At 41.5% G+C, this 24955-nt stretch carries 20 protein-coding genes; 14 read left to right on the top strand and 6 right to left on the bottom strand.

All coding sequences use genetic code 11. The annotated features are described in order from the left end of the window. Positions 1–41: 41 nt before the first annotated feature. Genes SD427_RS17925 through ricT form a run of 3 tightly spaced genes read right to left on the bottom strand, consistent with a single transcriptional unit; the run spans position 42 to position 4329 of the window. Positions 42–2420 carry a penicillin-binding protein 1A gene (locus SD427_RS17925; RefSeq protein ID WP_320559146.1) on the bottom strand — a complete coding sequence of 793 codons (2379 nt, stop codon included), beginning with the start codon at positions 2418–2420 and terminating at the stop codon, positions 42–44. A gap of 6 nt (positions 2421–2426) precedes the next feature. After that, complete coding sequence (locus tag SD427_RS17920; RefSeq protein ID WP_320559145.1) at positions 2427–2891, bottom strand: gliding motility lipoprotein GldH; 465 nt, start codon at positions 2889–2891, stop codon at positions 2427–2429. Further along, positions 2884–4329: a regulatory iron-sulfur-containing complex subunit RicT gene (gene ricT / locus SD427_RS17915; RefSeq protein ID WP_320559144.1), complete on the bottom strand. Its 1446-nt coding sequence runs from the start codon at positions 4327–4329 to the stop codon at positions 2884–2886. The genes SD427_RS17920 and ricT overlap by 8 nt, the downstream gene beginning before the upstream one ends. A 274-nt stretch (positions 4330–4603) precedes the next feature. Here ricT and SD427_RS17910 point away from each other — a divergent pair, with 274 nt between their 5' ends. The 9 genes from SD427_RS17910 (at position 4604) to SD427_RS17870 (ending at position 13795) form a co-directional block, all read left to right on the top strand. Further along, positions 4604–5839 (top strand): OmpP1/FadL family transporter, encoded by a 1236-nt coding sequence (locus SD427_RS17910; RefSeq protein WP_320559143.1) that lies wholly within the window; start codon positions 4604–4606, stop codon positions 5837–5839. A 9-nt stretch (positions 5840–5848) separates the two neighbouring features. Next, positions 5849–7375 carry a G-D-S-L family lipolytic protein gene (locus SD427_RS17905; protein WP_320559142.1) on the top strand — a complete coding sequence of 509 codons (1527 nt, stop codon included), beginning with the start codon at positions 5849–5851 and terminating at the stop codon, positions 7373–7375. 85 nt (positions 7376–7460) lie between these two features. Further along, positions 7461–8399: a ribose-phosphate pyrophosphokinase gene (locus tag SD427_RS17900; RefSeq protein WP_320559141.1), complete on the top strand. Its 939-nt coding sequence runs from the start codon at positions 7461–7463 to the stop codon at positions 8397–8399. Between the two features lie 55 nt (positions 8400–8454). Beyond that, positions 8455–9102, top strand: coding sequence for a 50S ribosomal protein L25/general stress protein Ctc (locus tag SD427_RS17895; RefSeq protein WP_320559140.1), 648 nt, complete (start codon positions 8455–8457; stop codon positions 9100–9102). A gap of 155 nt (positions 9103–9257) precedes the next feature. Further along, a complete protein-coding gene (locus tag SD427_RS17890) occupies positions 9258–10478 on the top strand; it encodes a cysteine desulfurase (RefSeq protein ID WP_320559139.1) in 1221 nt (406 codons plus the stop codon). A gap of 140 nt (positions 10479–10618) precedes the next feature. Further along, positions 10619–11440, top strand: a complete 822-nt coding sequence (locus SD427_RS17885; RefSeq protein ID WP_320559138.1) for a T9SS type A sorting domain-containing protein — start codon at positions 10619–10621, stop codon at positions 11438–11440. A 118-nt stretch (positions 11441–11558) separates the two neighbouring features. Beyond that, positions 11559–12125, top strand: coding sequence for an RNA polymerase sigma factor (locus tag SD427_RS17880; protein ID WP_320559137.1), 567 nt, complete (start codon positions 11559–11561; stop codon positions 12123–12125). After that, positions 12106–12726, top strand: coding sequence for a hypothetical protein (locus SD427_RS17875; RefSeq protein WP_320559136.1), 621 nt, complete (start codon positions 12106–12108; stop codon positions 12724–12726). The genes SD427_RS17880 and SD427_RS17875 overlap by 20 nt, the downstream gene beginning before the upstream one ends. Before the next feature lie 28 nt (positions 12727–12754). Continuing rightward, positions 12755–13795 carry an outer membrane beta-barrel protein gene (locus SD427_RS17870; RefSeq protein WP_320559135.1) on the top strand — a complete coding sequence of 347 codons (1041 nt, stop codon included), beginning with the start codon at positions 12755–12757 and terminating at the stop codon, positions 13793–13795. 108 nt (positions 13796–13903) lie between these two features. Here SD427_RS17870 and fumC read toward each other — a convergent pair whose 3' ends face one another. Together fumC and SD427_RS17860 are read right to left on the bottom strand one after the other, a co-directional pair. Next, positions 13904–15298 carry a class II fumarate hydratase gene (gene fumC, locus SD427_RS17865; protein ID WP_320559134.1) on the bottom strand — a complete coding sequence of 465 codons (1395 nt, stop codon included), beginning with the start codon at positions 15296–15298 and terminating at the stop codon, positions 13904–13906. After that, positions 15298–15753: a hypothetical protein gene (locus SD427_RS17860; protein ID WP_320559133.1), complete on the bottom strand. Its 456-nt coding sequence runs from the start codon at positions 15751–15753 to the stop codon at positions 15298–15300. Before SD427_RS17860 ends, fumC begins: the two co-directional genes overlap by 1 nt. Positions 15754–16116: 363 nt before the next feature. Here SD427_RS17860 and SD427_RS17855 point away from each other — a divergent pair, with 363 nt between their 5' ends. After that, positions 16117–16410: a hypothetical protein gene (locus SD427_RS17855; protein ID WP_320561060.1), complete on the top strand. Its 294-nt coding sequence runs from the start codon at positions 16117–16119 to the stop codon at positions 16408–16410. Between the two features lie 110 nt (positions 16411–16520). Here SD427_RS17855 and SD427_RS17850 read toward each other — a convergent pair whose 3' ends face one another. After that, positions 16521–17390: an AraC family transcriptional regulator gene (locus tag SD427_RS17850; protein ID WP_320559132.1), complete on the bottom strand. Its 870-nt coding sequence runs from the start codon at positions 17388–17390 to the stop codon at positions 16521–16523. A 144-nt stretch (positions 17391–17534) separates the two neighbouring features. Between SD427_RS17850 and SD427_RS17845 the strand changes: the two genes are divergently transcribed. The 4 genes from SD427_RS17845 (at position 17535) to prfA (ending at position 24946) form a co-directional block, all read left to right on the top strand. Next, positions 17535–18575, top strand: coding sequence for a T9SS type A sorting domain-containing protein (locus tag SD427_RS17845; RefSeq protein ID WP_320559131.1), 1041 nt, complete (start codon positions 17535–17537; stop codon positions 18573–18575). Positions 18576–18583: 8 nt separating this feature from the next. Next, on the top strand, positions 18584–20659 hold the full coding sequence (locus SD427_RS17840; protein ID WP_320559129.1) for a T9SS type A sorting domain-containing protein: 2076 nt from the start codon (positions 18584–18586) through the stop codon (positions 20657–20659). Positions 20660–20905: 246 nt separating this feature from the next. Continuing rightward, on the top strand, positions 20906–23743 hold the full coding sequence (locus SD427_RS17835; protein ID WP_320559128.1) for an alpha-amylase family glycosyl hydrolase: 2838 nt from the start codon (positions 20906–20908) through the stop codon (positions 23741–23743). Positions 23744–23860: 117 nt separating this feature from the next. Further along, the gene (prfA, locus tag SD427_RS17830; protein ID WP_320559127.1) at positions 23861–24946 is read left to right on the top strand and encodes a peptide chain release factor 1; all 1086 of its coding nucleotides are present in this window, start codon (positions 23861–23863) and stop codon (positions 24944–24946) included. The last annotated feature ends 9 nt before the right edge of the window (positions 24947–24955 follow it).

Genomic DNA, 24955 nt, shown 5'->3' with positions numbered 1-24955 from the left:
ATTGAAAGGTCTTGTGTATATTTAAAAGAGAATTTATTTATTTATTTATTGTTAAAATCAATATCTTCCCCGGTGTTCAGGTTTTCATTGATGTTCTCTTCTTTTTTACCCGGATTCTTAGGCCCTGAAGGTTCTGCGGGTCTTGGGTTTTTAATCTCATCCATGGTCTGCAGACCGCCGTCATCCCCATAGCCGCCGCCCAGCCCTTTAAGGTTGGAGCATCCGTCTTTCCATTCCGAAGGTTTTACAAACTTATCTTCAGGGGAAACGCCTAAGGTTTTATCTGCCCAGACTTTTTTCATGAAAATAGCCCAGATCGGCAATGCCATTTTGGCTCCCTGCCCTTCACCGGTTCCCAAGAAGTGGGTTGCCCTGTCTTCCCATCCGACCCATGCGCCGGTAGCCAGCTTCGGAACGATTCCCATGAACCAACCGTCAGAGTTGTTCTGTGTAGTTCCTGTTTTTCCTGCAATTTCTATATCTTTCGAGATTCCTTTTCTTCCCAATTCTCCTGAAGCAGTACCATACTGTGCAACCCCTTTCATTAGTTCGATCATCGTATAGGCGTACATCGGGTTCATTACTTCTTTCGGCTCTACGTTAACTTCTTTAATAACCCTTCCGTTGGCATCTTCAATCCTCCAGATCATTTCCGGCTTGTTGTAGTTCCCGTAATTCGCAAAGGTACTGTAGGCACCTACCATTTCATAGATGGTAATATCGGATGAACCCAAGGCCATTGGCAAGCTGGTCGAAATATCTTCTGTTACACCGAGATCCCTTGCTGTCTGGATAACACTCTGTGTTCCGGTCATCTCAGCAAGACGCAACGCAACGGGGTTCTGAGAGTGTGCCAGAGCATCTTTCAGGGTAAGCATTCCGCCTCTTCCCGGAACGTGATAAGTCCCTTTGTTAAAGCTTGCATTGGAAACCACGGAGCAAGGTGTCATTCCCAGTTTCATAATTGCCGTTGCGTATACAAAAGGCTTGAATGTGGAACCAACCTGTCTTTTTCCCTGTTTGATGTGGTCATACTGGAAATGCTCCCAGTCAATACCGCCAACCCAGGCTTTGATTTCGCCTGTTCCCGGGGTCATGGACATTAATCCGGCCTGAGCCACTTTTTTGTGCCATCTGATAGAATCCCACGGTGACATTTCCACTTCTTCTTCTCCTGCCCATGTGAATCTTGATGTTTTAACCGGTTTTTTAAATTCCATCATGATAGAATCTTCAGAAACTCCTGCTGCCTTCAGCTGCTTGTAACGTCCGGTCCTTTTCATTGCCTGCAGCATTACACTGTTGATCTGCTTATCATTCAGATAATAGAACGGCCAGCTTTTCCTTCCTCTCTGTTCTGCGTCAAATCTTTTCTGGATATCCGTTAAATGTTCCCTGATTGCATCTTCTGCATATTTCTGCATCTTGGAATCAAGGGTGACGAAAATTTTCAGGCCGTCTTTATAAAGGTTCAGCTTTTTGCCGTTTTCTTTTTCGTAATCTTTAAGATAATTGTCGATTTCCTTTTTAAGATAGAATTTATAATACGCAGAATAATCGTCGTTGATATTCTTAATCGGATGATAATCCAGCGTAATAGGCGTGGCCACTGCTTTTTCAAAGGTTTCCTGGTCAACGTATCCTGTTTTCAGCATCTGGTCCAATACGACATCCCTTCTGGTTTTTGCCCGTTCAGGGTTCCTCATCGGATTGTTTTTCACCGGGTTTTCAAGCATGGCTACAAACATAGCCGCTTCCGGTAAGGTAAGCTGGGATGTTTTTTTATTGAAATAAATCCGGGAAGCCATTTCAATGCCGTTAGCATTGTATAAAAAATCGAACTTATTGAAATATAAAGTCACGATCTCTTCCTTGGTATATCTTTTTTCAAGACTTATTGCTACTACCCATTCTTTTAACTTCTGGAAAGCCCTTTCAAATTTATTCTGAGAGGCACCATTGGTGAAAAGAAGCTTCGCCAGCTGCTGTGTGATGGTAGAACCACCACCTCTTTTACCGCCATAAGCAACAGCCCTGGCAACCGACTGTAAATCAATTCCTGAATGTTCCTTAAAGCGCTCATCCTCTTTAGCCTGCAGGGCATAGATCAGATAAGGGGGAAGGTCTTTGTAAATGATAGGCTGTGTCTTTTCCTTTTCAAATTTGCCTAATAATACCCCGTCTGAGGAGATGATTTCAGAGGCAACATAGATATCCGGGTTTTCAAGCTCTTTTACATCGGGCATTTCTCCGAGAAACCCCTGGGAAACGGCAAAGAAAAGTCCTGAAATCCCTAAAACCACAGCAATTAACCCTAACCAGATTATTCTGACCCATTTTTTCCAGGCGGTATTTTTCTTTTTGGGAGGAAGAGGGAAGGTTTTCCCTTTTCTTCCTGTATTAGATCTGTTTTCTTCCATTGATGATTACGGTTTATCCGTTTCTATTTTTACTCCAATGTCTTCAATTCCCGGTAAGATATCATTCCTCATCGCCTGGATCAGGCCTATTTCATACATTCCTTTTGCCGGAAATCTGTAGTTCATCTTATACTGAAACAATGTTTCCTTTGTGTCACCGAATCCGGTACCCAGCCATTCCCCGTTTGGTTTGGCCAGTACATAGTTTAACGTATCCGTTTCCTTTTTCTTGTTCTGAAGATTGGTGAAATTAACAATTAACCTGATATTGCTGTAAGGATACTCATTGTTGTTCCTTACAACAAATATAATATTTTTAGGATGCTCAGGATCTGAAATTTCAAGATTAAATTTCTGTTCGCTTTTCTTATTCCACTTGTTGTCAACAGAATTCATGATGACTTCACCCTCAGAAGAAGACTGGCAGCTCAAGAAAAGGATAAATGAGAATAATCCTAAAATTTTACGCATTGTTATCTTTTTTTGGAGGAAACTTCTTTTTAAATTTTTTCTTGTTCGGGTTAGGTTTTTTCTCAGCATCAGCACCGGTCACGGCTTCTGTTTTTTCCATCTGGGGCTTGGGCTGCTGAGGTTTCTGCGTTCTTGGCTGGCCGGTACCGGCAGAGTTGGCATTCGGGTTAGGCTGCCTCTCCTGTCTCTGAGGCCTTTCAGACTTTTCATTCCTGTCAGAGCGCTGTTCAGGGCGGTCCTGTCTTTCAGGCCTGGCCTGGTTCCTTTTCTGTCCCTGGTTTGTGTTAGGATTATTCGGATTATTATTCGGCCTGTTCTGGTTTCTGTTCTTATTATTATTTCCCCTGTTTTTCTTTTCAAACCGGTCAACATTGTTTTCCTGGATCAGGTCAATGCTTACCAACGGCACATCAGGCTGTTTCAGTTCTTCAAGAGGAGGTGTTTTTTCACCACGCTTGTTTTTGGCGATTAACTTTTTAATCACCTCAATATCAAAGTCATACCAGGCCATCGAGCTGTCTACGTAGGCAAACCACATTTTCTTTTTGAAAACATCGATTTTAATACAGAATGCCCTTCCTTTTTCAGTGTCTAAAGTGGTAGAAGAAGAAGGGAAGTGGCTTAACGCATCAAGATAGCTGTCCAGCTCGTAATTAAGGCAGCACTTGAGTTTCCCGCATTGTCCGGCCAGTTTCTGGGGATTGATGCTTAACTGCTGGTATCTGGCAACATTGGTGTTTACAGATCTGAAATCTGTAAGCCATGTAGAGCAGCAGAGCTCCCTTCCGCAGGATCCGATTCCGCCTACTTTCGCCGCTTCCTGCCTGAAGCCGATCTGCTTCATGTCGATTTTTGTCCTGAAAGCTCCCGCATATTCTTTAATCAGCTGCCTGAAATCCACGCGGTTTTCTGCGGTATAATAAAATGTTACTTTTGAAGCATCCCCCTGGTATTCCACATCGGTAATCTTCATTTCAAGACCGATTCTGTGGGCAATTTTCCGTGCTTCTATTTTTATATTCTCTTCTTTTTTCCGTGCTTCCTGCCATACCTCAAGGTCTTTCTGGTTGGCCTGCCGGTATATCTTCAAGGGAGATTCTTCTGAAAATCTTTTCTTTTTCATCTGAATCTTTACCAGTTCTCCGGTGAGACTTACCACACCTACATCATGTCCGGGACTTGATTCTACTGTAACTACACTACCTATATGTAACGGGATATTGTTTACATTTTTATAAAAGGATTTTCTGTCATTTTTAAATCTAACTTCTACAAAATCGCATCGGTTCGTTGCGGGATTGTTGATGTTGGAAAGCCAGTCAAAAACACTTAATTTATAACTATTACCACAGGTATTTACATTTTCACAGCCATTCGCGGTTTTCTTGGGTCCGCAAGAATGTGCAGAATCGCCGGATGTTTTACATCCACAACTCATATATTATATATTTAATCTTGCAAATTTATGATTTTTATCTTTATCAGGTCTAAAATAATCAAATATTCAGGAACATCGCCGTTTGAGATTAAACAAAAATAAAAAATCACTGCTGTATATTTAGTAAAAATCTGATTATAAATAAGATAAATTCAAATTTGATCCCGATGCTATTTTAAACATAATTTTATTTTTCCATAACGTTTAAAATTTTATGATTTATTAACAGGCATAGCTAAAATAATTTTATATTTGGATTATATAATAATAGTCTATGAAAAAAATATTAGTATCCACTGCATTACTGGCAGGTGTTCTATCTTACGCAGGAGGCTTCCGGGTTTCTCTGCAGGGGGTAAAACAATTGGCAATGGCCCACACCAGTGCGCATGCTGAAGATGCAAGTGTGGCATTCTTTAATCCTGCAGGGATGTCATTTATTCCTTCCAAACTGAGTATAGTTGCAGGGGGATTCGGAGCAAGCAATAAAGTAACTTTCCAGAATACGAATACTTTGCAGAGTTCACAAACGGATAACCCGATGGGAACGCCTCTTTATGCTGCAATAGCGTACAGGCCGATCGATAAATTATCAGTCGGATTCAGTTTTTCCACGCCTTTCGGAAGTACAATCGAATGGCCGAGTGACTGGGAAGGAAAGGAAATGGTACAGAAACTTGAGCTGAAAAGTTTCTATTTCCAGCCGATGGTATCCGTGAAAATGGCAGACTGGCTGTCTTTCGGGGCAAGTTATATTTATGTAAAAGGCCAGGTAAACTGGGATAGAGCGGTTACGCAGTTTGGAGGTCAGGTAAACCTTAAAGACGAAAAAGCAAGCGGCCACGGCTATGGCTTCGGTTTTTATTTCAGGCCGGACCCGAAACTGGACGTAAGTGTTGCTTACCGTTCACCGGTTGATGTGAAAGCCAAGAAAGGGGTGGCTACCTTCCAGTTCCCGAAAGCTTCCATCTATCCTTTATTAGGATTAGACGGTACGGGGAAAGATAATTTTACAGCAACCTTACCTTTAGTGGAAGAATATACGGTTGGTTTAACCTATAAAATTACACCGAAATGGCTGGTTTCTGCGGATTTCAACTACCACGGGTGGTCAAGATATACCCAGCTGACACTTGACTTTGAAAAAGCGCCTGTCGGAAATCAGACAGACCCTACGGTTTCTGTTTCCCCTAAAAACTTCAGGAACTCCAAAACATTCAGATTGGGAACCCAATATGCATTTACCGATATGATTTACGGGCGTCTGGGTGCTTACTATGACGAGTCTCCTTATTCTGACGACCGTTTTATTCCTGAAACACCATCATTCAATACCTATGTTGTTACGGGCGGGGTCGGCTTCAAGCTGAAACAGTTCGGCGTTGACGTTGCAGGAGGCTATGCCATACCACAGGCCAGAGACGTAAGGAATTCAACACTTGGCTTCTATGGCCAGGCAAAAGCTACGGCATTCTATTTAGGTTTAGGTTTATCTTACAACCCTTTTTAATTGAAGACTATGAAAAAAATTATAATTTCTACATTAGCCGTTTCCGCAATACTTTTTACGACAAGCTGCGAAAACGATTTTGATAATGACGTAAATGATGTGGTTGTCACTAAGGGTGAAGCCGATTTCTCCAGATATATCGCACTGGGTAATTCCCTGACTTCCGGATACCGGGACGGGGCGCTTTACAGTTCCGGGCAGAAGGAATCTTATCCTTCGATGATTGCTGCGCAGATGAAACTTGCAGGCGGAGGTGAATTTAAACAGCCTTTAATGCCTAATGATGTTGGCGGATTCATAGGATTCCCGGGATTTCCGGGTAAGCTGGAACTTAAAATAGTGAACGGGGCGCTAAACCCTGTGCCTAACAGTGCTGCTGCTGTATTAGATAATGTAACTGCAGGAGGCCCTTACCAGAATATGGGAATCCCGGGTGCGAAATCTTTTCATTTAGGAATATCGAATTATGGGACGCTAAATCCCTACTATGCAAGATTCTCTACAGGTGTAAGCCCTATTGCTGCTGCGGTTGCGCAAGCGCCTACCTTTTTTTCTTTGTGGATTGGGAATAATGACGTTCTTTCATACGCAACTAACGGGGGGACAAACTCTTCTACAACAGGTGGGGTAACCACTTATACAGTTGCGACAAGCCAGGCAGGAAATACCAATCCTGCAACTTATTTATCTAATGATATTTCGGATCCTGCGGTAGTGGCTGCAAGCATCACGGGTTATGTCAATGCACTTACGGCAAATGGTGCAAAAGGGGTAATTGCAAATATTCCTAATATTACTTCAGTGCCGTTTTTTACGCGAGTACCGTATAATCCTGTAACCCCGGCTTCTTTAGGAGCTAATATCACGGCACTTAACACAAGCTTATATGGCCCGTTGAAGCAGGCTCTTACTGCTTTCGGCGCGGGAGATAGAATTAATCTGCTTTCAGCGACCGCTTCCAATCCTGTTTTGATTGTCGATGTGTCACTTCCTAATTTATCTGCACAGCTTACTGCCGCCTTGACGCCTTCTTTAGGAGCTCCTACAGCAGCGGCATTTGGTCAGATTTACGGACAGGCAAGGCAAACAACACCTGAAGATTATATTCTTTTAACAACGAGTTCAGTTATCGGAACACAGGTTGCGGGAGTGCCGGCTAATATTAATGTAAATGGTATTTCTTATCCTTTAGCCAATCAATATATCTTGACTAAAGCTGAAGCTGCAAAGGTTGCAACTGCTACCAGTGCTTTCAATAATGCTATCAAAAGTGTGGCAACTTCCAAAAATCTGGCGTTTGTGGATATGAATGCGAAGATGGAAGAGCTTAACTCCAAATCAGGAATCGTTTGGGACGGGGTGAAGTATACAGCTACTTTCGTAAGCGGCGGTGCGTTCTCACTGGATGGTATCCACCTTACCGGAAGAGGGTATGCCATTATAGCCAATGAGTTTATTAAAACAATTAATGAGAAATACAAATCCACATTACCGCAGGTAAATCCCAATACATATTCCGGAGTTACCTTCCCGTAATTATTGATAAAATAAAAACTTAGAAACCACAAGAGTAATTCTTGTGGTTTTTTTTTAAATTTGCAAAATCTTTTAAAAAGTAAAAATGGCCGATCAGTTAAGTTATCTATTTAGTACAAGGACGAGTAAGGACTTGGCAGAGAAAATTGCCCAGCATTACGGGCAGCAGTTAGGAAAAATCAACTTTCAGGAGTTCAGCGACGGAGAATTTGAGCCCGTTCTGGATGAATCTGTAAGGGGAGGAAGGGTTTTCCTGATTGGATCTACATTTCCCCCGGCAGACAATCTTCTGGAGCTTCTTCTGATGATTGATGCTGCGAAAAGAGCTTCTGCAAAAAGCATTACTGTTGTACTCCCTTATTTCGGGCTTGCAAGACAGGACAGAAAAGACAAACCGAGAGCGCCCATCGGGGCAAAACTGGTTGCCAATCTGTTGACTGCTGCAGGCGCAACAAGGGTAATGACGATGGATCTGCATGCAGACCAGATCCAGGGATTCTTTGAAATTCCGGTAGATCATCTGTATGCTTCCACAATTTTTGTGGATTATATCAGGAATCTTAACCTGGAAGACCTTACCATTGCTTCCCCGGATATGGGAGGGGCAAAAAGAGCAAAAAACTATGCAGGCCACCTAGGTGCAGACGTTGTTATTGCCTATAAGGAAAGAAAAAAAGCCAATGTGGTGGAAGAAATGTTCCTTATCGGAGATGTGGAAGGTAAAAATGTAATCCTCATCGATGATATGATAGATACGGCGGGCACACTTTGCAAAGCCGCTGATATCCTGATAGAAAAAGGAGCTAAATCAGTAAGGGCAATGGCTACGCACGGCGTTCTTTCAGGCAAGGCATATGATAATATTGAGAACTCAAGATTGCTGGAAGTAATTGTAACTGACTCAATTCCTGTGAAAAATAATTTGTCAACTAAAATAAAAGTACTATCTTGCGCCGCATTATTCGCAGACGTTATGAAAATGGTTCACGAGCACCAGTCAATTAGCAGTAAATTCATTATCTAATTGGTATTCATGGTTTTGCGGGTTTAAATTGAAACAATTTTTTAAATTTTTATAAATGAAATCTATTACAATTCAAGGTACAAAAAGAGAAAGCGTGGGCAAAAAGTCGACAAAAGCTTTACGTGATGCTGAATTAGTTCCTTGTGTTGTTTACGGAGGTGGCGAGCCATTGAACTTCTCTGCAGAAGAGAGAGCTTTCAAAGGTTTGGTATATACTCCTGAAGCACACACGGTATCTATTGAGGTTGATGGTCAGACAATTCCGGCTGTTCTTCAGGATATTCAGTTCCACCCGATCACGGATAAAATTCTTCACGCAGATTTCTATCAGCTGGCTGATGACAAGCCTGTTGTTATGGAAGTTCCGGTAAGACTTACAGGCCGTTCTAAAGGTGTTGTGGCTGGTGGTGCTTTGCGTCAGTCTTTCAGAAAATTAAAGGTAAAAGCTATTCCGGCTAACTTGCCTGATGAGATCGTTGTAGATGTTACTCCATTAAGAATCGGTAACAAATTATACATCGGTGGTATTAAAACTGAAGGATATTCTTTCATGCACCCGGACAATGCAGTAGTCGTTGCTGTTAAGATGTCTAGAAATGCAATGAAGGGTGGTGCAGTAGTTGAAGATGAGGATGAAGAAGAAGAAGCTGCAACAGAAGAAGGAGCAGCTCCGGCAGCAGAAGAAACAACTGCAGCAGAATAAGAATTACTTATTTAACGATATAAACCTGTCAGTATTCTGGCAGGTTTTTGTTTTTAGATTACATCTATAATCATGTTTGTAACTCCTCCTTTCAGAAAAAAAGCCGTAAATTTGAAGGGTTCTAAATAAGGACATATTAATTTAAAATTTAATAAATGTTTGACATTCAGGAAATAAGAAGTCAGTTTTCTATATTAGACAGGCAGGTGAACGGTAAGCCTCTGGTTTATCTGGATAATGCAGCAACATCTCAGAAACCGGATTCCGTTTTAGAAGTCTGGAAACAATATTATACGGAAATCAATGCCAATGTACACAGAGGGATTCATACTTTAAGTCAGCTGGCTACAGAAGAAATGGAGCTTTCCCGAAGAAAAATCCAGAAGTTCATCAATGCTGCGCATGATTTTGAAGTCATTTTTACCAAAGGCACAACAGAAGGGCTGAACCTGATTTCCTATATTCTTACGCAGAAGCTTAAGAAAGATGATGAGGTGATCATCTCTTATCTGGAACATCACTCCAATATTGTCCCGTGGCAATTGCTTTGTGAAAGGACCGGAGCAAAGTTAAGGGTAATCCCTATCGATCAGGAAGGTATTCTTGACCTTGACCAGTTCGATGGATTTTTAAGTGAAAAAACAAAAGTGGTTTCTTTAAATCATGTTTCCAATGCATTGGGCGTGATTAATCCTATTGAAGAAATCATTGAAAGAACCAGAAAGAATACGGATGCCTGTATTGTCATTGACGGTGCCCAGTCGGCTCCTCACTTTACGGTTGATGTACAGAAAATGGACTGTGATTTCTTCGTTTTCTCAGGGCATAAAATGTATGCTCCGATGGGAACGGGAATTTTATACGGGAAACAGGAACTTCTTGAAGAGCTTCCTCCGTTTCACGGAGGAGGAGAAATGATTGCCACCTGCTCATTTACCGGAACAACCTATGCCGCACTGCCTTTTAAATATGAGGCAGGAACACCCAATGTTGGTGGGAACATTGCTTTGGGAGCGGCTGTAGATTTTATTGAGGGTATTGGACAGGAAAACATCCGGAACCATGAAAATGCTTTGCTGGAATATGCTCAAAAAGAACTTTTGCAGCTGGAAGGGATTAAAATTTACGGTGAAAAGGCTAACAGGACCGGAGTCGTTTCCTTTAATCTGGAGGGAGTAGGGATTGCTTCTGATGTCGGGATGATTCTGGATAAGTTAGGCATCGCGGTAAGAACCGGGCATCACTGCACACAGCCGATTATGGAATTCTTTAATATTGCCGGAACCGTGAGAGCAAGCTTTGCCGTTTATAATACTTTTAATGAGATTGACCTTTTGGTAGAAGGCGTAAAAAAGGCGCAGCGCATGCTGGGTTAAAATATCAATGATTTCATTTATCATAAAGGCTCCGATTGGAGTCTTTTTTATTTTTATATAAAGGGTTGATGTTCAGTATCAAGGTATTGTGTTTTTCCGGAATAAATATTAAATTTAGGGTACCAATAAATCAACAACCTATGAAAAAAAATTTATTTTTATTAGTATTCGTTGCCGGATTAAGCCAGGCACAGGTGTTTTCTGAAAATTTTAACACCGGAACAATGCCTTCCGGATGGACAGCCGATAATGCGGACACCTCAGAAAACTGGGGAGTGGGAACGGAAAATAGTTTTGCGACGTTTCCGGACGGCGCTGCGTATTTTGATGATGATAATGCCGGTGAAGAAGGTATTAATTCCAATGCAAGCCTGGCTTCACCTGTCATTAATCTTACAGGAGTTGTAAATCCGAAATTGTCATTTAAATATGCCAACATGATTTATAATGATGATTCTACCCTAAAGGTTGAGGTCTTCAACGGAGCTTCCTGGATACAGGTATTTACTTTTTCCGGTGAGGCGGGAGACTGGGGACTGGATCCTGATACTTTTGTATTTTATGTTGATGCTTATGCAGAGGCAACAAATATTGACTTAACACCTTATATAAATCCTGATTTCCGACTCAGGTTCGTATATGATGATGCCGGAGATTATTCTTATGGCGTTGTGGTGGATGATGTGGTAATTTCTTCAGGTATTTTGGCAACATCAGATGTTTCGTTTCAGGATGCAGTTGAAATCTATCCCAATCCTGTAAAAGATAATTTTTACATCAAACCGGATTTGAAACCCGGATCGGTCATTTCAGTAATTGATATGTCGGGAAAAGCAGTAAAAACTTTCAGGCAAAAATCAGGTGCCTATAGCCTGTCAGATCTTCCTGAGGGTACTTATATGCTCATGATCGATAGCGATACATCAACGTTCACGGTCAGGAAAAAAATTATAAAACAATAAAACTTAAAGCTTCTGAATTTCAGGGGCTTTTTTAATGGAGATATAAAGTTTCAGAAAAAATGCTGCACGGCTGTAACTTTTTCTCTATTTCTTTGTCTTAGTAACAGAAACAATAATTATGAAGCTTTTGTTCGGAAATAAAAAAGATATTTTGCTGAGCCGCCTGAAAAAACAGGATCCGGCCGCACAGAAAATCTTTTATGATCAGAATGTAAAGAAATTTCTGAGTATAAGCAGAAGCTATATCAGCGATCTGTATCAGGCTGAAGACTGCCTTATCAAAGCATTCTGTAAAATTTTTAAAAATATAGAAAGCTTCCGTGAGGAAGGCAGTTTTGACGGATGGGCCAGAAGAGTGGTGGTAAATGAATGCCTTAACTTTATCAAAAGCCACAAAACGGTTTTTTACCTTGATGAAGTGAGCCCATCCTATCTTGAAGAGATCCGTGAAGAAGAGGTAAGTTTTGATTTTAATGCACAGGATCTGCTGGATCAGCTGCCGGACAATTACAGAATGGTTTTTAACCTGTATGTTTTGGAAGAGTATTCGCACCAGGAAATTGCTGATGCATTGCAGATTTCAATAGCGGTAAGCAAAACACAGCTATTCAGGGCAAAAGAGAAGATGAGAAAAATCTATTTTCAACAACAGGAAACCGTAAAAAATGAGCACTACAAAAAATAATATGGAATACCAGATCAAAAAGCAGATGAATGAAAGGGAAATTACGCCTTCAAGAGATTTGTGGTCTGAAATTGAAACACACACTCAGGTGTATTCTTCAAAACCAAAGATTAACCGGTTCATGTCTGCGGCCTGTCTGGTCCTGGCATTAAGCCTGAGTGCAGTCCTTTTTTTTAACAGGGAAAATAATAACCCTGTTCAACATGCCGTTACCGAAAAAGCGGATCTGCCAGCCGATCGTGCAAATACAGAAAACCGTATAATTCAATCTCCGGAATCCGTTGCCTATAAGCCGGAAGAATCTGTTGCCACAGAAAATAAGTCTCAGGAAAAAATGAAAATACAGAAGTTACATGCAGTTTCACCAGAAAAAGAAAAGCTTGTAGTGAAAGATGACCTTTCTGAAGCACAACCTGCTGAAGCTGATCTGAAGGTATTGCCTGAAAAAATATTTGCCCGGGCTGATTCAGCAAAAATCCCTCTGAAAAGGAAAAGATACGTAGATCCTTCTACTTTGCTCTTTTCAGTGGAACATAAAGATGCCATACAGAAAAGCAGGGAAACAAGTAATGTTGCCTCTGTTGAAATAAGCGGAAATTAAAATCTTATAATAAACTAAAATTAATATTATGATCAGGAAATTTATCATGATGGCTTCTGCATGCCTTTTATACAGCCACGCCTATGCTCAGTCCAAATGGTCACTCAGCCTCCCTTCTTCAAAAGAAAATACGGAAGTAAGCCCTGTTGTCAAGGAAAAGGTGGACGAATATGCGAAAAAGATTGATGCCATTATTCAGGAAGAAAAAAAGCTGATGGAAGCTGAACTTATGGCTCTTCAGGATAAAAATCCGGAAAAGGCTGACTTTGACCGGCAGAAATCTGAAATTGCCGAACGTTATTCCGCAAAAATTGACCGCAGGATTGAGGATTTGGGGTTTGATCTGGATGCCGTAATTCAAAAGCAGGTAAAATACTCACTGTTAAGCAACGATGTGGCCTCAAATGAAGAATTAAAGGCGAAAATCCTGCAGAAATTCCGCCCGAAGAAAATCATTTCAAGCTATTTTTCCTACGGAATCATGACCCTTACCAATAATCTGCCGGATAATGAACTGGACAAGAATATAGGCTATGCCAGTAATCTTGAATTCGGGCTGAATTTTAATTATCAATTTGGCAGGACAAGTCCGCTGGGACTGATTTCCGGAATCCGGTTTTCCTGGAGAACCCTTCGGCTGGATAATAACCTGTATTTTGAAAAAGGGCCGGATGCCCATGTATATCTGGCAGCATATGAGAAAAATCTGGACAAAAATAAGCTGAGAACCGGATATATAATCATTCCTTTAGGGCTGCAGTATAACTTTTCTAAGCTTAAAGACGCAGGAATGGGTATTAACTACAGAAACTTCCGGGACGGGTTTAAAATGGCCGGGTACTTTTACGGCGGGATAAAAATGTCTACAAATAATATCGTAAGCGGAGACGGACCGGATTTCAGGGAACGCGGGAATTACCAGGTAAATCCGTTTGTTTACGGTGCCCAGTTCACTGTTTCATACAATGATTTCAGCATTTTCGTAAAAAAAGACTTCAGTAATTTTTTTAAAGGCGGAAATTTTGCCAATGACAAAGCTTTGGTATTCGGGGTTTCTTTGGGCTTATAATTTTCAGTTTTTTATTCAGACTAATAATCATCTCTATATAAATAAAGGTGCCGGGAAATTTCCGGCACCTTTTGCAATATCTAATATTTAAATCTGATGATGAATGTCTTATTTGAGGCTTCCCACCATATCTTCAGGCTTCACCCATTCGTCAAACTGTTCGGAAGTTACAAATCCAAGATTGATGGCTTCTTCTTTCAGGGTTGTCCCGTTTTTATGGGCGGTCTTTGCAATTTTTGCTGCATTTTCATAGCCGATGTGGGTATTTAAGGCAGTTACCAGCATTAAAGATTTGTCAACCAGTTCTTTTATCCTCTCATGATTAGGTTCAATGCCTACTGCACAATGGTCATTAAATGAAATACAGGCGTCTGCAATTAACTGTGCAGATTGTAAGAAATTATAGGCCATTACCGGTTTGAACACGTTAAGCTCATAATTTCCCTGGGTCCCTGCAAAAGAAATGGTCGTGTCATTCCCTAAAACCTGCGCGCAGACCATGGTCATTGCTTCATTTTGCGTAGGATTTACTTTACCGGGCATGATTGAAGATCCGGGTTCATTTTCAGGGATGTGAATTTCTCCGATTCCCGAACGCGGCCCTGAAGCCAGCAGCCTGATGTCCTGAGCAATTTTATACAAAGAAACCGCCAGTTGTTTTAAGGCACCGTGGGATTCTACAATGGCATCGTGGGCAGCCAGTGCTTCAAATTTATTTTCTGCCGTTACAAAAGGATGGCTGGTAAATTGAGCAATATATTCAGCGACTTTCACATCATAACCTTGTGGCGTATTTAATCCGGTTCCTACTGCAGTTCCTCCCAAAGCAAGTTCGGAAAGGTGAGGCAATGTATTTTTTAAAGCTTTAATTCCGTAATTCAGCTGGGCCACATATCCTGAAAACTCCTGGCCTAAAGTCAGCGGCGTGGCATCCATTAAATGCGTCCTTCCGATTTTAACAATATTTTTAAAAGCTTCCGTCTTTTCAGCCAAGGTATCTCTCAGTTTTTCAACTGCCGGGATGGTAACCTCAACCACTTTTTTGTAAGCAGCAATGTGCATGGCTGTCGGATATGTATCATTGGAAGACTGGGATTTGTTCACATCGTCATTGGGATGGATTTCAGATTTATCGCCTAAAGTACCGCCGTTGTTTACATGGGCTCTGTTTGAAACCACTTCATTCACGTTCATGTTGGACTGCGTTCCGGAACCTGTCTGCCAGATTACCAGAGGAAACTGGTCATGCAGCTTTCCTTCAAGGATTTCGTCACATACTTTAGCAATCATATCTCTTTTTTCGGCAGGAAGAACTCCGAGGTCAGTATTGGTAAATGCTGCCGCTTTCTTCAGATATGCAAAAGCTTCGATGATTTCCTGTGGCATAGAACCTTCAGGCCCGATTTTGAAATTATTTCTTGAACGTTCTGTCTGGGCACCCCAAAACTTGTCTGCAGGAACCTGCACTTCACCCATGGTGTCTTTTTCTATTCTGTAACTCATTATATATGTGGTTTTTCTTTTGTTAACGTAACAGTTCTTATATCAGGCATATTCATAATTACATCATAGCTTAAAAAGCAATTTGGCCCGACTGAATTTAAATTTAATTTCATACTGCTCTCTGATACATCTGAAAGCGTAAGAGCTCCTTTGGAAAAGATGCATTTGTCATAATTGGAAGAAGAAAATTTAGCGTCTTTTATAACAATGACAAATTGATGACTTTCAGTTTTTGTTATTTCAGATTTTTGAATAATAAATTTTTCATTTTGAAAATTAATAAATGAAAGAATAAAAGAACCGGGTTTATTTTCTGAAATTTCAAACGTCATGGGATGGTCTTCTACTATTCCTACCCAAGTTCCCGATATCTTCCTGATATCTTCGCGTACAGTCTGGGCAAAACCATAACTGCAGAGTATAAAAGAAAAAAGGATGGCTAAAATATTTTTCATTCAAATTTAATAATCAAAACCGTCTAACAGAGATTCTAATTGCGGGTTAAAAAATTTTCATAAAGTTAAACATTGCAGGATAAACTCGCAATTTATAATTATTATAAATATCAATCTGATGAATGATTTTCCTCATGCATTTTTCATGAAGTTTCTTTGCACCAAAAAAATCAGATGGAATTTAGATACCAGGATCCATAACCTGATTCGATGGGAATGATTTCCTTGCGGCTTTAGCATAAAAAAAATAAAAAGTCGTCCCTGATTAGTTTAAAATCAAAATAAATAATAAAATAGGCTGTATATCTTTTGTGTAAAAAAATAAAAAGTCCTATTTTTGCCTAAAATCTTTAAGAAATGATAATGATTTTATCAGCATTTTGGCCGTTTTACCAGTTCCTTTGGACCGTATTCTTTATTGTAATGTTCCTTGTGGGATTCTGGTGTATTTTTATGTTCTTCGGTTTCGTAATTCCTTTGTGGTTAACTGAAGGCTTAAAAGAATATTTCGGGAAGGTAAAACCTTTTGATCCTGAAGATGTAAGAAGTAAGATGGTATATGAGCAGGAAGGTGCAGAAGTCATTTACAATGAGCCCAAAGGCCACGGTCCGTTTATTCATGATCAAAGCCACGACAGTCACGGACATCATCATTAATTGATTTTGTCATTGTTTTCTCACCTGAATTCCGGGAAAGCAATATCAAAGCAAAACAACATATATAAACCACTTATTTTTATAAGTGGTTTTTTTGTTCAGGAGGTTATTTACCCCTGCCTTAATTTTTCAGGAGACATCCCGAATTTCTTTTTAAAGGCCCTGGTAAAGTTCTGTACATATTCATAGCCGCACTCAATGGCAATCTCCTTGATCATCAGTTCTTTGTCAATGATCATCTTTTTGGCTTTTAACATTCTCAGCTCTGCAATATAGTCACTTACAGTAATGTTGTATTGAGCCTTGAATGCTTTTCTGATGGTATTCTGGTTAATGCCTATCTTTTTTCCTATTTCTTCCACCTTGATGTTCCTATGGTAATTTTCATCCAAAAATCTCTTGATTATTAGCGGAGTTTCAGGCATTTTCTTAATGGTGTTTTTTTCATTGAACTGCTCAAAAATTAGGATCAGGAGCTTAATAATTTTAGCTTCAACAAATAGCTTCTGCATGGTGCCTTTATTGGAATAGCTGATGATTTCCTTTAAAATCATGTGCATTTCAACCGTCATATAGGGCGGGCTCTCCTTATGAAGGAAAATATAATGGTTCCGGACCATACGCTCAAACAGGTCGGCATTTTCTGTACTGAATTCAGGGTCGATAAGATGGAGAATATAGCGGTAATTGATCCGGATATGAAAATACTTTAAGGATTCCTGATTTTCCGTCCACAGTTCAGCACTGTTTTCCCGCGGGCTGTAATGAAGGATGTACTGGCTCTTTTTAAATACAAATGTTCTTTCGCAGTCATTGGCCACAAGGTGGATATTCGGGCTTAACAGGAAAAGCAGGTTGAAGCTTGATTTGCTTTCAATCATATTTGCCTTTGAGGATTTTTCAGGATACCATTCTTCCTGCATGACAATTTCAATGTCTTCGGACCTGAACAATAATCCTTTACCGGATCGGTTCTTCATACGGACAATTTACACAATGTTATTACTTAAATAAACTCAATCTTGGATAACAGAAAATTTGAAAATGATAACTCTAAATTACATAAGGCTGTTACTTTTGCGCAAAGTTAATTATAATTTAGAATAAATAAAAATAAACCTAAGATGAATAGATTATCCTGTATTTTTTGCCGGTTAAGTACAGCCGGTTTCCTGCTTTTTTTCACGCATGAGTTGAAATCCCAGACATGCAACCTTTCAGATCCGGGAAATACCCCTGGAGATGTAGGCTGCGTTAGTTTTAATTACAGGGCACAGATGGTAACCTATGCAACAGTAAGAGGAGCAGATGGGAAAATCTGGCTTCAGCAGAACCTGGGCAGTACAAAAGTTGCTTCATCCCTTACTGATGCCGATGCTTACGGAGACCTTTTCCAATGGGGAAGATGGGATGACGGGCACCAGCTGAGAAATTCAGTCCTTAAAGCAACTTCGCCTGTACCTAATAATCCTTCAGGCTTGGGCGGAGGAGACACCGGGTTTTATTCTGCCGGTTACAATTCGTCTTCAAACTGGTGGTCAGGCGGGATTACTTCTGATCAGTGGTCTGCCGAAAATGCTTCAGCCGCTACAGCGACGGCAGGTGCAGATCCCTGTAAAGTCATAGGGCAGAACTGGAGACTTCCGACGGTTGAGGAAATTGATGCGGCCCTGGTTGCGGAAAATATTTCAGAGTTCAATTCTGCGCTTTCCAGCCACCTGAAACTTATTCCTGCCGGAATGAAAGATTACAGCGGCCTATATTCTCCGGGGGTCAGATTGTATCTGTGGTCTGCATCGTCATCGCCTTATACGGGCTCCGGCCAGCATCTGTACATAAGCCAGTATTCTGCCCTTACCAACAGTGCCGGCAGAAATGGCGGAATGTCTGTACGGTGCATTAAAGATACGTCATCCATGTTGGGAACTTCTGATTATAAGAAAAATACAATATCTGTTTATCCGAACCCAGCACATGATATGGTCTATATAAGAACAGATTCGGCTATTGAGAATGTTCAGGTCACCGATATGGCAGGCCGGAAAACGGGAGCCCGCTATTCTGATAACCGAATCAATGTACAGGATTTTCCTGATGGGGTTTACGTGATAGAGATCACGCTGAAGAACGGTGGAAAGATTTTAAAAAAGATGATTAAAAAATAATATCAGATATGTTCAGAAAAATACGTTTTGAGGCTCAGAAAGCAGGGGTGGTTATAGGGCTGCTTGTTTTGGCAGGAGGTTTTACAGATGCCCAGCAATGGGAAAATGTAGGAGGTATGCAGACCGTTTCTGCGGCAGAAACCTCGTATAACAACCTTGTAGTACATAATGGGAAATATTATATTTCCTATTATGATGTTTCCGTAGAAAAGGGAACTGTTCAGATGTTTGACGGAAATTCATGGGGGTACGTAGGAGGAAGTGCCGGGATCACTGCAGATGTTGCCACTTATAACTCATTATCCGTGGATGGATCAGGAAATATCTATTATACCAATCAGATCGGATGGCCGGGTGCAGGGATGGAGGTCCGCAGGTTTGACGGTTCATCCTGGACTCAGCTTCCGAATCCCACAGCATCATCAGTCAATTATCAGGCCTCGGCAGTTTCTCCGGATCATGTTATTTTTACTTTTTCAAGCCATAATGCCGGGACTGTCCAGCGATATATAAACGGAGCATGGGAGCAGGTAGGCGATACCGGATTTTCCGGAGGGGCTGTTTTTGCAGAGATGGTTATCGGTACCAATAACAAAGTATATACCTGCAATATGGCAGGCGGGGTAAAAGTTTATGAAAATAAAGTGACGGCAACTTCTTCAGACAGCTGGTCATTGGTAGGCGGAAGCATTGTAGATGCCGCATCTTCTGGTGAACAGTATAATGCTGATATTGCTGTTGATGCCAGCAATAATCTTTATGTTGCGTATGTTTCCAATTCGGCAAACGGACGGAAACTCAATGTGAAAAAATTCAACGGGACAAGCTGGGTCCAGCTCGGCAATGCAAATTTCTCTGCAGGTAAAGCACAGCATGTGGCTATTGCCGTGAACTCGGCCGGCAAGCCTTATGTAGTGGCCAGCCGTTGGGAGAATGATGATTTTTTAAAAAATACAGTGTATCAGCTGGATGCAGCTACCGGTACGTGGAGTACTTTCGGAGGAAGTTTTATTTCAGACGGAGAGGCAAAATTCAATGACCTCGCAGTAGACGGTACCAATAATTATCTGGTATTGGCCTATTCGCAGGACGGTAACGGTACAAAAGTGAAAAGGATAACTCTTACACCGGAATGTAACAATACCGATCCGGGAAATAATACCGGTGACACAGGATGTGTAAAGTTCAGCTACAGAGGCCAGCCGGTATCTTATGCGTCCGTACGGGGAGCAGACGGGAAGATCTGGCTCCGGCAGAACCTGGGAAGTACACAGGTGGCTGCTTCTTTTGATGATGCCAATTCTTATGGGGATCTTTTCCAGTGGGGAAGATGGGATGACGGCCACCAGTTGAGAAATTCGGCTACTGCATCAGCTCCGTCTGCAAATTTTCCTGACGGATTAGCAGGAATGAATACTTTTATAATAGGATCAGGTTCAACATCCTGGTGGTCTACCAATGCAACCAGCGATGCCTGGAATGCCGCTTCTGCATCAAATATTACTTCTGCAGCAGGAGCAGATCCTTGCAGGGCAGTCGGGCAGGGCTGGAGGCTGCCTTCACAGGCAGACTGGGCAGGTTTGGTAAGTGCTGAAGGAATCGGTAATCCTGCTTCTGCACATGCCAGTAGCGTGAAACTGCCCGCTGCAGGAAACCGAAGCAATACAAACGGCAGTTTTACATATGTAGGGGCAAGAGGGTATTACTGGAGTTCCGACACCGCCAATTCCGGTGGGAAATATTTATATATAGGCTCTGCAATTGCCAATGCAGGCTCAGGAGCTCCGAGAGGACAGGGAGCATCGGTACGGTGCATAAAAGAGGTCACAGGATTATCTACCTCTGAAAATATGCTTACCATTAAACCCATCAGTATGTATCCCAATCCTACCAATGGAATCCTGCACATCAAAACAGACTCAGCTGTCGAAAGCATAGCGGTAAGCAATATGGCAGGCCAAAGAATACCCGTTCTGTTTTCTGATCATCAGATTAATATGCAGGAGCTTCCCAATGGGATGTATATTGTGGAATTAAAATTAAAGAACGGCCGGACTTTATCTGAAAAAGTAATTAAAAATTAATTTCTGATTTAACCAAAATGATGATGCTATCAGAATAAGAAAGCAGCTTTCGTTAAATTAGATGATAAATTATTAAGCTTAGGGCGCGGGACTTTGTCCCGCGCCCTAAGCATTTCTGAATAAGTAAACTAAGATGCAGGCACCAGTAAAAGAGACATCACCGATCAAAAGAGATCTTTTTCATAAAAAGGGAGAAAAATTGTCGGAAATGGATTATTTTAGTATTCAATTAATTAAATCAGATTTATGAAAAAATTCTATTCCGGTATATTTTTATTTGTCATTACCTTGATATTCGGACAAATAGGCTATACCATAACACCTAACCCGTTTAATGAAACAGATGCCATAACGTTGGCGGTGCCGGGAAGCCAGATTGATGAAGCGGCATGGGGAGTTTCAAACAATGCAGTGTATATCTGGTCATGGTCGCTTGATGTCAACTACCAGAACAGCCAGGATTGTCCTACTAACGGCAGCTGGAACAGTTCAAATGAAGCCAACAGGCTAAATTATAATGCTGCAACGGATACCTATTCTTTAACCTTTACGCCCACTGTTTTCTATGCCAGAACCGGAATCGGAAGATTCGGTTTCCTGCTGAAAGATAAGACAGGAAGCCATCAGACTTCACCTGATATTTTTGTGAATGTCGGAGTTCTGGATCTGAATCTTACCAATCCGGTAGCTGGCAGCCTCACATCAGTCCCGGCAGGAAATTCTATCAACATTACAGCCACCACCAATGTCAATGCGACATTCCAGTTAAAAGCCAACGGAACCGTTGTGCATTCCACCACAGTTCCTGCTGCCTCATATGACTACAGCTATACTGTTACGGGAGATGCCGATATGGAGCTGGTTGCTACACAAGGTTCAGCGTCCAAGACTTCTGCATTTATTCTGCAGGTCCCGAGGACTGTAGTTTCTCAGGCTGTACCCAGCTGGATCAGGCAGGGGATCAATTATTATCCGTCAGACAATACAAAAGTGGGCCTGGCCCTGTATGCGCCGGCTAAAAATTTCGTTCATGTTATCGGGAGCTTCAGCAACTGGAGTGTAAATGATACTTACCTGATGAAAAGAGATACTGCAAACCCTGATCTGTACTGGATTGAGCTGAGCGGATTAACACCGCAGCAGCTGTACACTTTCCAGTACAGGACCAATGATCTTAAGAAAGTGGCAGACCCTTATTCTCCGCAGATCCTATCGTCTTATGATGATCAGTACATCTCATCAGCAACATATCCTAATCTGCCGCCTTTTCCTGCAGGGCAGGGTTTTGAAGTTTCCATGTTTAAAACAGGTCAGGCACCATACAGCTGGCAGGTGAATAACTTCCAGCGTCCGGCAAAAGAAAACCTGGTAGTCTATGAGTTATTGCTGAGAGATTTCACGCAGGAGAAAAACTGGCAGTCATTAATCAGTAAAATCGCGTATTTGAAAGGATTGAATATCAATGCCATCGAGCTGATGCCGGTCATGGAATTTGAAGGCAACCTTTCGTGGGGCTACAATACCTCTTTCCATTATGCACTGGACAAAGCTTACGGTACTCCGGAAAAGTTTAAGGAATTCGTGGATCTGTGCCACCAGAACGGAATTGCCGTGATTTTAGATGTTGCCTTTAACCATGCAACGGGGCGCTCGCCATTGGTAAGGCTCTGGAATGTAGACCCTGATGGCGACGGTTACGGAAACGTAGCAGCGAACAACCCTTACTTTAATACCGTTCCCAAGCATTCTTATAATGTATTTAATGATTTTAACCACACAAGCCCTTCTACGCAGTATTATGTGGAAAGGTGCCTTCAGCAATGGCTGACAGAATATAAAATTGACGGATTCCGTTGGGATTTAACCAAAGGATTTACCCAGAACTGTTCCGAAACCGACGAAACCTGTACCAATGCCTATCAGCAGGACCGGGTAGATATCTTAAAAAATTATGCAGATAAGCAATGGGCAATTGATCCTAATTCTTACATGATTTTTGAACACCTGGGCACCGATCAGGAAGAGCAGCAATGGGCCAATTACAGAGTTGCAGAAGGAAAAGGGGTAATGCTCTGGAACAACCAGAACGGACCGTACAACCAGAATACGATGGGCTATGAGGAAAACAGCAATTTTGACAGGATGAACCACGTGCTTCACGGTTTTACGAATATGTATGGTGTAGGATACGGTGAGAGCCATGATGAAGAAAGGCTGATGTTTAAAAATCTTGCCTATGGTGCGGTAAACGGAAGCTATGATGTTAAGAACCTAAATACAGCTTTGGCAAGAATGAAGACTTTCGGGGCAACCTTCTTTACCGTTCCCGGCCCGAAAATGATCTGGCAGTTTGGTGAATTAGGCTATGAATTCAGTATCAACCGCTGTGCAGACGGCACCATTAATAACGGATGCCGGACAGATGAAAAACCGGTTGCCTTTACTTTAGGATATGATACTGATGCCAACAGGAAATCAGTATATGATACTTGGGCAAAAATCATCAACATCAGGAATACGTATCCCGTTTTCAGATCAAAAACCTATACTATAGAATCCAATAATCTGTCTAATGACCCGGATGGTCTGATCACAAGAATCTATGTCTATGATAATCTGTTAACTGCCGGAGTTAAAAATATTGTGGTCCTGGCCAATTATTCCACGTCAGTACAGAATGTGGTTCCTTATTTCCCTTATACAGGCCCGTGGCAGAACTTAATGGATAATTCCGTTTTAAATGTGGTTTCAACTGCAGCTCCGGTTACACTCCAGCCGGGAGAATTCCGGATTTTCGGAAATTATGTAGGATCATTATCAGCTGCTGAGGAAAATACGTCCGGCAGGCTGTTGCTTCAGGTAGCAGACAACCCGGTGAAAAATGGTTCTGCAAAACTAATCTATCACAAAGCCAAAAACGGGGAGATTACGATTTATGAAATGAGCGGTAAAAAGCTGGATGCATTTAAACTGAAAAATGAAGACGGAACTTATGATCTTAAGGTCAGCTATCCGGCAGGCACTTATCTGGTTTACCTAAAATCCGATACCGGAACAGCCATCCAGAAAATGATTGTTCAGTAATTTTATTTTAAAATAGTTCAGCATTAAGCTGAAGATCAGATCAAATTTATAAAGCTCATGAAAATGAGCTTTTTTTGTTAATAAGCAATCCGTATCTTTGCAAACTAAATTTTTACTATGTCTAAATCATTAATTCCAAAATTAGAAGCAATAAAACAGAGATATAATGAGGTGGCAGACCTTATTATCCAGCCTGATGTTATTTCTGATCAGAAAAAATATTCTTCATTAAATAAAGAATACAGCGATTTAGGAAAAATTGTACGCGTTTACGATCAATATAAAAATGCTTTGGACAATATCGCAGAATCTGAAGAAATCATAGCAGACGGTTCAGACAGGGATCTTGTGGATATGGCCAAAGAGGAAAAAATGGAGGCTCAGGCAAAGCTTCCCGGCCTTGAGGAAGAACTGAAAGTGCTTTTAATTCCGAAAGATCCTGCCGATGATAAAAACGTCATTGTAGAACTCCGTGCCGGGACCGGCGGCGATGAAGCGGCCATCTTTGTAGAAGATGTGTACAGGGCATATTCCATGTTCTTCAAGACCAAAGGATGGAAGCATGAAATTACGGATTCTAACGAAGCGGCAAAAGGATACAAAGAACTTATCTTAAAAGTGGAAGGAGAAGGCGTATACGGAATTATGAAATTCGAATCCGGAGTCCACCGGGTGCAGCGCGTCCCGGAAACCGAATCCCAGGGCAGGGTTCACACATCCGCAATTACTGTTGCCGTTTTACCTGAAGCCGAAGAAATTGATTTCGAATTAAATCCTGCAGATATCGAAATGCAGACGTCGCGTTCAGGGGGCGCGGGCGGACAAAACGTAAATAAGGTCGAAACCAAGGTACAGCTGACGCACAAGCCTTCCGGAATGGTGGTGATTTGCCAGCAGGCACGTTCTCAGCTGGCCAACCGTGAATTGGCGATGGAAATGCTCCGTACCAAGTTATATGACATTGAAGTTCAGAAATCTGTCGGCGATATTGCGGCACAGCGTAAGTCAATGGTTTCCACAGGGGACCGTTCCGCAAAAATTAAAACATATAATTATCCTCAGGGAAGAGTAACGGATCACAGGATTAACAAATCCATGTATAACTTGGATGCCTACATGAACGGCGACATTTCTGAAATGATTGATGCCGTGATCATGGCAGAAAATGCAGAGAAAATGAAAGGAGAAGAAGAAAACTTCTAAACCTTCAGT

Origin of the sequence: Chryseobacterium sp. JJR-5R (genome assembly GCF_034047335.1) — a bacterium.
Classification (GTDB): domain Bacteria; phylum Bacteroidota; class Bacteroidia; order Flavobacteriales; family Weeksellaceae; genus Chryseobacterium.
This window is presented reverse-complemented; position numbering and strand designations above follow the sequence as displayed.

Bases quoted from the DNA above. Each gene is read 5' to 3' on its own strand.
- SD427_RS17925 (WP_320559146.1), bottom strand. From the start codon at position 2,420: ATGGAAGAAAACAGATCTAATACAGGAAGAAAAGGGAAAACCTTCCCT.
- SD427_RS17920 (WP_320559145.1), bottom strand. From the start codon at position 2,891: ATGCGTAAAATTTTAGGATTATTCTCATTTATCCTTTTCTTGAGCTGC.
- ricT (WP_320559144.1), bottom strand. From the start codon at position 4,329: ATGAGTTGTGGATGTAAAACATCCGGCGATTCTGCACATTCTTGCGGA.
- SD427_RS17910 (WP_320559143.1), top strand. From the start codon at position 4,604: ATGAAAAAAATATTAGTATCCACTGCATTACTGGCAGGTGTTCTATCT.
- SD427_RS17905 (WP_320559142.1), top strand. From the start codon at position 5,849: ATGAAAAAAATTATAATTTCTACATTAGCCGTTTCCGCAATACTTTTT.
- SD427_RS17900 (WP_320559141.1), top strand. From the start codon at position 7,461: ATGGCCGATCAGTTAAGTTATCTATTTAGTACAAGGACGAGTAAGGAC.
- SD427_RS17895 (WP_320559140.1), top strand. From the start codon at position 8,455: ATGAAATCTATTACAATTCAAGGTACAAAAAGAGAAAGCGTGGGCAAA.
- SD427_RS17890 (WP_320559139.1), top strand. From the start codon at position 9,258: ATGTTTGACATTCAGGAAATAAGAAGTCAGTTTTCTATATTAGACAGG.
- SD427_RS17885 (WP_320559138.1), top strand. From the start codon at position 10,619: ATGAAAAAAAATTTATTTTTATTAGTATTCGTTGCCGGATTAAGCCAG.
- SD427_RS17880 (WP_320559137.1), top strand. From the start codon at position 11,559: ATGAAGCTTTTGTTCGGAAATAAAAAAGATATTTTGCTGAGCCGCCTG.
- SD427_RS17875 (WP_320559136.1), top strand. From the start codon at position 12,106: ATGAGCACTACAAAAAATAATATGGAATACCAGATCAAAAAGCAGATG.
- SD427_RS17870 (WP_320559135.1), top strand. From the start codon at position 12,755: ATGATCAGGAAATTTATCATGATGGCTTCTGCATGCCTTTTATACAGC.
- fumC (WP_320559134.1), bottom strand. From the start codon at position 15,298: ATGAGTTACAGAATAGAAAAAGACACCATGGGTGAAGTGCAGGTTCCT.
- SD427_RS17860 (WP_320559133.1), bottom strand. From the start codon at position 15,753: ATGAAAAATATTTTAGCCATCCTTTTTTCTTTTATACTCTGCAGTTAT.
- SD427_RS17855 (WP_320561060.1), top strand. From the start codon at position 16,117: ATGATTTTATCAGCATTTTGGCCGTTTTACCAGTTCCTTTGGACCGTA.
- SD427_RS17850 (WP_320559132.1), bottom strand. From the start codon at position 17,390: ATGAAGAACCGATCCGGTAAAGGATTATTGTTCAGGTCCGAAGACATT.
- SD427_RS17845 (WP_320559131.1), top strand. From the start codon at position 17,535: ATGAATAGATTATCCTGTATTTTTTGCCGGTTAAGTACAGCCGGTTTC.
- SD427_RS17840 (WP_320559129.1), top strand. From the start codon at position 18,584: ATGTTCAGAAAAATACGTTTTGAGGCTCAGAAAGCAGGGGTGGTTATA.
- SD427_RS17835 (WP_320559128.1), top strand. From the start codon at position 20,906: ATGAAAAAATTCTATTCCGGTATATTTTTATTTGTCATTACCTTGATA.
- prfA (WP_320559127.1), top strand. From the start codon at position 23,861: ATGTCTAAATCATTAATTCCAAAATTAGAAGCAATAAAACAGAGATAT.